Below are 6,623 nucleotides of genomic sequence, written 5' to 3'. Positions count from 1 at the left end.
AAACGCCCGGTTACATTCCGAACCCGGAAGCTAAGCCTCACAGCGCCGATGGTACTGCAGGGGGGACCCTGTGGGAGAGTAGGACGCCGCCGAACTCCTTTTGAAGCTCCGGCTCTTGGGCACACAGCCCAGGGGCCGGAGCTTTTTTGCGTTGAGGTAGGGTCAGGGGGCATCGTTGGTTCGTTCTACTGGAGGCCCCCGGGTGGAGGTCCAGGAGACCCGCGTCCAGACAGACCGGGTCCTCACCATCCCGAACATCCTCAGCATGGCGCGTCTCGTCGGCGTGCCGCTCTTTCTGTGGCTGATCCTCAGGCCCGAGTTCGGGGGGCCGAAGAGCGACGGATGGGCCCTTCTGGTGCTGGCTCTGAGCGGGATCAGCGACTATCTGGACGGCAAGCTCGCGCGGCGCTGGAACCAGGTCAGCAGCCTTGGCCGGCTTCTCGACCCGGCGGCCGACCGGCTTTACATTCTTTCGACTCTGGTCGGTCTCACCTGGCGGGAGATCCTGCCGCTTTGGTTGACCGCTGTACTTCTTGCGCGGGAACTGGTTCTCCTGGTGATGGTGGGAATCCTCCGGCGCCACGGGTATCCGCCACCGCAGGTCAACTTCCTCGGCAAGGCGGCCACGTTCAACCTGATGTACGCCTTCCCGCTTCTTCTGCTGAGCGACGGAAGTGGATGGATCTCGTCACTCGCTGCTATTTTCGGCTGGGCGTTCGCAGGGTGGGGTACAACGCTGTACTGGTGGGCAGGAGTCCTCTACGTGGTGCAGGTCCGCCGCCTGGTCCGTGCGGACGCCATGGCCGACTAGCTCGTCGACGGAGACAGCAGTAGTGGCTCGATGGCCCGCGGCGGAAAAGTGCGGGACAATCTGGACGGGTGAAGTCGGCTAGACCGTCGTCTCTTCAAGGAGGACGCTCCCGACATGAAGGCCGTCGTGATGGCCGGTGGCGAAGGCACACGCCTTCGCCCCATGACCTCAAGCATGCCCAAGCCGCTCCTGCCGGTCGCCAACCGGCCGATCATGGAGCACGTTCTTCGGCTGCTCAAAAGGCATGGGCTCAACGAGACCGTCGTAACCGTGCAGTTCCTGGCGTCACTGGTCAAGAACTACTTCGGTGACGGCGAGGAGCTCGGAATGGAGCTCACGTATGCCAACGAGGAGAAGCCACTCGGTACCGCCGGAAGCGTCAAGAACGCCGAAGAGGCGTTGAAGGACGATGCCTTCCTGGTCATTTCCGGTGATGCGCTCACCGACTTCGACCTCACCGAGCTGATCAGCTTCCACAAGGAAAAGGGCGCGCTCGTCACCGTCTGTCTGACGCGTGTGCCCAACCCGCTGGAATTCGGCATCACCATCGTCGACGACGAGGGCCGGGTCGAACGTTTCCTGGAGAAACCGACCTGGGGGCAGGTCTTCTCGGACACCGTCAACACCGGCATCTACGTCATGGAGCCCGAGGTCTTCGACTATGTCGAGGCCGATGTGCCCGTCGACTGGTCCGGCGATGTCTTTCCGCAGCTCATGAAGGAGGGCAAGCCGATCTATGGATTTGTCGCCGAGGGCTACTGGGAGGACGTCGGCACCCACGAGAGCTATGTGAAGGCGCAGGCCGACGTCCTCGAGGGCAAGGTCGATGTCGAACTCGACGGGTTCGAGATCTCGCCCGGCGTATGGGTGGCGGAGGGGGCGGAAGTGCATCCCGACGCCGTTCTGCGGGGTCCTCTCTACATCGGTGACTACGCCAAGGTCGAGGCCGGCGCCGAAATCCGGGAGCACACCGTCGTCGGCTCGAATGTCGTCGTCAAGAGCGGTGCCTTCCTGCACAAGGCGGTCGTGCACGACAACGTGTATGTCGGGCCGCACAGCAATCTGCGTGGCTGTGTGGTCGGGAAGAACACGGACATCATGCGGGCGGCCCGGCTCGAGGACGGGGCCGTCATCGGCGATGAATGCCTGATCGGCGAAGAGTCGATCGTGCAGGGCAACGTGCGGGTGTATCCGTTCAAGACCATCGAGGCGGGTGCCTTCGTCAACACCTCGGTGATCTGGGAGTCGCGGGGGCAGGCGCATCTCTTCGGCGCCCGTGGGGTGTCCGGGATCCTCAACGTCGAGATCACGCCCGAGCTCGCCGTCCGACTGGCCGGCGCCTATGCGACGACGCTGAAGAAAGGTTCCACGGTCACCACGGCCCGCGACCACTCCCGGGGCGCGCGGGCGCTGAAGCGGGCGGTCATCTCCGCGTTGCAGGCCAGCGCCATCGACGTGCGCGACCTGGAGAACGTACCGCTGCCCGTGGCACGGCAGCAGACCGCGCGGGGCAGTGCCGGTGGGATCATGATCCGGACGTCGCCCGGTGTGCCGGACTCCGTCGACATCATGTTCTTCGACGGACAGGGCGCCGATCTGTCGCAGGGAAGTCAGCGGAAGCTGGACCGGGTGTTCGCGCGGCAGGAGTACCGGCGGGCGTTCCCCGGGGAGATCGGTGATCTTCATTTCCCGGCCAGTGTCTTCGACTCGTACACCGGATCGCTGTTGCGGAACGTCGATACGACGGGCATCGCGGAGTCGGGGCTCAAGGTCGTCGTCGACGCCTCGAACGGCAGTGCCGGGCTGGTGCTGCCGAGCCTGTTGGGCAAGCTCGGGGTGGACTCGCTGACCATCAACCCCGGCCTGGACGAGTCCCGGCCGACGGAGACGGCCGATATGCGGCGCAGAGGGCTGGTGCGGCTCGGGGAGATCGTGGCGTCCTCGCGGGCGGCGTTCGGAGTGCGTTTCGATCCCGTGGGTGAGCGGCTGTCCCTGGTGGACGAGAAGGGCCGGATCATCGAGGACGACCGGGCGCTGCTGGTGATGCTCGACCTGGTGGCCGCCGAGCGGCGCAGCGGGCGGGTGGCGCTGCCGGTGACCACAACACGGATCGCCGAGCAGGTCGCGGCCTATCACGGCACCCAGGTGGAGTGGACGACGACCTCGCCCGACGATCTCACCCGGGTCGGGGGTGACGAGTCGACCATCTTCGGCGGGGACGGCAAGGGCGGGTTCATCGTCCCGGACTTCAGCAGTGTCTTCGACGGGACGGCGGCCTTCGTCCGGCTCATCGGGCTGGTGGCGCGTACGCAGCTGACGCTGAGCCAGATCGACGCGCGGATTCCGCGGGCGCATGTCCTCAAACGTGATCTGGCGACCCCGTGGGCCGTCAAGGGCCTGGTGATGCGGCGGGTCGTCGAGGAGGCCGGAGAGCGCTTCGTGGACACCACCGATGGCGTGCGGGTGGTGGAGACCGACGGGCGCTGGGTGATGGTGCTGCCCGACCCGGCCGAGGCGGTCACGCATCTGTGGGCCGAGGGCCCGGACGACGCGTCCGCGCAGGCCCTGCTCGACGAGTGGTCCGGCATCGTGGACAGCGCCGGACGCTGAGCGGACCGCGCGCGTGCCGGACAGGTCTTCCCCGGGGACCTGTCCGGCACACCGGTGGTGGGGCCGTTCGGAGGTAGTGGTCGCAACGTGCGACGATGTGCGGCATGCCGCAGCAGCCCCCCGTTCGGAGCACACCCGCGCGTCCATCGCGCCCGGACGCGTCCATGTCGCTGCTCACCAACGTCATGGACCACAGCCTCGACGACGGTTACGCCGAGGCCGCCGCCCGCAAGCAGGGCGACGGCGGCCTGCCCAAGACGCTGCGGGCCAAGCTGGGCCTCGCCGCCGGCCTGGTGCTGGCGGCGCTCGTGGTGACCGTCGGCGCGGCTCAGGCGCGTGTGGCCGCCCCCGTGGTGGCCAAGGAGCGTCAGGAGCTGATCGACCGCATCGATCGCGAGACGGATACGGTCGACGAGCTGGAGAAGTCCGTGGACGAGCTGCGCGACGACGTGAGCGCGCGGCAGCGGGAGGCGCTCCGGGAGAGCGGTGGCGGCGACCATGTGTCGCTGGTGAGTATCCTCGCGGGTGCGGTCGAGGTGCACGGGCCGGGCGTGAAACTCGTCGTGAACGACGCCAAGGAGGCCGGCACGGGCAGTGGCGGCGACCCCCGTCAGAGCTCCGGTTTCTCGGACACCGGACGGGTGCGCGACCGCGACATGCAGCGTGTGGTGAACGGGCTGTGGGAGTCGGGCGCGGAGGCCATCTCGATCAACGGGCAGCGGCTGACCGCGCTGTCGGCGATCCGGGCCGCGGGTGACGCCATACTGGTCGACAACAAGCCGCTGGTGCCGCCGTACACGGTGCTCGCGGTGGGGGACGGGGACAGCCTGAGCACACTGTTCCAGAACAGCGCCGATGGGCTGTATCTGAACGCCCTGCAGGAGAACTTCGGCATCCGTACCGCCATCTCCGTGGAGGACGACCTCCGGCTGCCCGCGGCGCCGAGTGTGATCGTACGAACAGCACAGCCGACAAGTGGGACGGAGAAGGGCACATCGTGATCGCCGTACTGGGCCTCATTGTGGGAGTGGTGGCCGGACTGTTGGTCCGGCCGGAGGTTCCGGCAGTCGTCGAGCCTTATCTGCCGATCGCCGTGGTGGCGGCGCTGGACGCCGTCTTCGGCGGTCTGCGCGCCATGCTCGACGGCATCTTCGACGACAAGGTCTTCGTCGTCTCGTTCCTGTCGAACGTGGTCGTGGCCGCGCTGATCGTGTTCCTGGGCGACAAGTTGGGCGTGGGCGCGCAGCTGTCCACGGGTGTGGTGGTCGTCCTGGGCATCCGTATCTTCTCCAACGCCGCGGCGATCCGCCGGCACGTGTTCCGGGCGTGAGGCCGATGAGCAACCAGGACGACAACCAGCGGGGCGACCGCGACGAGACGTCCGGGAACCCGCTGCGCAGGGAGCTGCCCGCGGAGGTGCCGGCGGCTCCGGTCGAGGAGCGCGCGCGCGTGGAGAGCGCCGAGCCCGAGCTGACCGGCCGGCAGCGGCTCGTGAAGGGGCTGTGGCCGCCGCGTGTCACCCGCGCCCAACTCATCGTCGCGCTGCTGTTGTTCGGTCTGGGCTTCGGGCTGGCCGTGCAGGTGGCCTCGAACAGTGACAGCGACAGTGCGCTGCGCGGGGCCCGTCAGGAAGATCTCGTGCGCATCCTCGATGAACTGGATGACCGCAGTCAGCGTCTTGAGGACGAGAAGCAGGGACTTGAGAAGCAGCGTCAGGAACTGGAGAACAGTTCCGACCAGGCCGAGGAGGCCCGCAGGCAGACGGCCGAGAAGGAACGGCAACTCGGCATTCTGGCGGGCACCATGGCCGCTCAGGGACCCGGCATCACGATGACCATCGAGGACACGAAGGGGACGGTCGAGGCGGACATGCTGCTCGACGCGATCCAGGAGCTGCGCGCAGCGGGCGCGGAGGCGATCCAGGTGAACGGCGTGCGGGTCGTCGCCGACACGTATCTGTCGGACTCCGGCAAGAGCGTGAGCGTCGACGGGAACAAGATCACCGCGCCCTATCGTTTCAAGGTCATCGGCAAGCCGCAGGACCTCGAACCGGCGCTCAACATCCCAGGAGGCGTGGTGCAGACTCTTGAGAAGGAGCAGGCCATCGTTACCGTGGAGCGGTCGACCAAGATCGTTGTGGACGCCTTGCGAGCGGCGAAGCAGCCTGACTACGCTCGGTCGTCGTCCCGGTGAATCGGGGGTGCATGGGGGCCGTCCGGCAGGGGCATGAGGTTGCGGGGGGTCGACGCACCGATCCGGTGGTGCGTGGTGGAAACTGTCTGGTGGATACGGACGTTGTGAAGGTGTCCGGGTCGGCCGGTGTATTCATTCAGGGTTCGTCCTGCCCCACGGGCGGGTCTGTTTCGGTCAAGGGGAATCGCCCGTGAAGTTGTTTGCGAAGTTGTTCGGCAAGAGCGCGCGAGACGGCGGCGAGAACGCGACCGCTCGTCATCGCGCACAGCCTGACGCAGAGGGTCAGCGGCCGCTGTTCCGGGACCAGGTTCCTGGCCCGGCCGGCGACATTCCGGGAGGCCAGGGCGCGCCGTCTGTTGACCCTGCCCAGTCCGGCGACATAGGTTTCGGCCAACCGTCAACCTCAAGTTCGGGTGGAGGGTTTTCCCCTATGTCGGCCCTTGTGTGTTCGAGGTGCGGTAACCGCAACGCGGAGAGCAGTCGCTTCTGCTCCAACTGTGGTGCTCCGCTGCGTCCGGGCCTGACGCCCGAGCGCGCGTCGGAGACGACCTCCACCATCTCCATCTCCGGTCTCGAGGCGTACGACTCCGAGACCACCGGCCAGACGCAGTTGCCTGCGCTCTCGCCCGAGGCGCAGGCCGCGGTCGACGCGCTGCCGCTGGGCTCCGCGCTGCTGGTGGTGCGCCGGGGGCCGAACTCGGGCAGCCGATTCCTCCTGGACGGCGACCTGACCACGGCCGGCCGTCACCCGCAGAGCGACATCTTCCTGGACGACGTGACGGTCTCGCGCCGCCATGTGGAGTTCCGGCGCAGCCCGGACGGCTCGTTCACGGTCGCCGACGTCGGCAGCCTCAACGGCACCTACGTCAACCGTGAGCGGATCGACCAGGTCGCCCTGTCGAACGGTGACGAGGTCCAGATCGGCAAGTACCGGCTGGTCTTCTACGCGAGCCAGCGGGGCTACTGACCCTCCCCCGGACCGCCGTCCGGGGGGAACCCAGGGAAGGTC

6 protein-coding genes and 1 rRNA gene are annotated in these 6,623 nt (G+C 67.3%); all 7 read left to right on the top strand.

Annotated features, from left to right (window positions below):
* Nucleotides 1-95, top strand: a 5S ribosomal RNA gene (gene rrf, locus ACH5AC_RS28515); the annotation flags it as partial.
* Nucleotides 96-202: 107 nt separating this feature from the next.
* Nucleotides 203-811 (top strand): CDP-alcohol phosphatidyltransferase family protein, encoded by a 609-nt coding sequence (locus tag ACH5AC_RS28510; RefSeq protein ID WP_398865043.1) that lies wholly within the window; start codon nt 203-205, stop codon nt 809-811.
* 114 nt (nt 812-925) lie between these two features.
* Nucleotides 926-3,421, top strand: a complete 2,496-nt coding sequence (locus ACH5AC_RS28505) for a sugar phosphate nucleotidyltransferase (protein ID WP_398865042.1) — start codon at nt 926-928, stop codon at nt 3,419-3,421.
* Nucleotides 3,422-3,516: 95 nt separating this feature from the next.
* Nucleotides 3,517-4,422: a DUF881 domain-containing protein gene (locus ACH5AC_RS28500; RefSeq protein WP_398865041.1), complete on the top strand. Its 906-nt coding sequence runs from the start codon at nt 3,517-3,519 to the stop codon at nt 4,420-4,422.
* The gene (locus tag ACH5AC_RS28495; RefSeq protein WP_006134295.1) at nt 4,419-4,751 is read left to right on the top strand and encodes a small basic family protein; all 333 of its coding nucleotides are present in this window, start codon (nt 4,419-4,421) and stop codon (nt 4,749-4,751) included. Before ACH5AC_RS28500 ends, ACH5AC_RS28495 begins: the two co-directional genes overlap by 4 nt.
* A 5-nt stretch (nt 4,752-4,756) precedes the next feature.
* Nucleotides 4,757-5,614, top strand: coding sequence for a DUF881 domain-containing protein (locus tag ACH5AC_RS28490; RefSeq protein WP_398865040.1), 858 nt, complete (start codon nt 4,757-4,759; stop codon nt 5,612-5,614).
* A 130-nt stretch (nt 5,615-5,744) separates the two neighbouring features.
* Nucleotides 5,745-6,581 carry an FHA domain-containing protein gene (locus tag ACH5AC_RS28485; RefSeq protein WP_398865056.1) on the top strand — a complete coding sequence of 279 codons (837 nt, stop codon included), beginning with the start codon at nt 5,745-5,747 and terminating at the stop codon, nt 6,579-6,581.
* Nucleotides 6,582-6,623 lie beyond the last annotated feature (42 nt).

The sequence above is a fragment of the Streptomyces sp. NPDC018693 genome, from assembly GCF_044391385.1.
In the GTDB taxonomy this organism is placed as follows: Bacteria; Actinomycetota; Actinomycetes; order Streptomycetales; family Streptomycetaceae; genus Streptomyces.
Note: the sequence above shows the minus strand (reverse complement) of the source record. Positions and strands in the feature narration are given on the sequence as shown.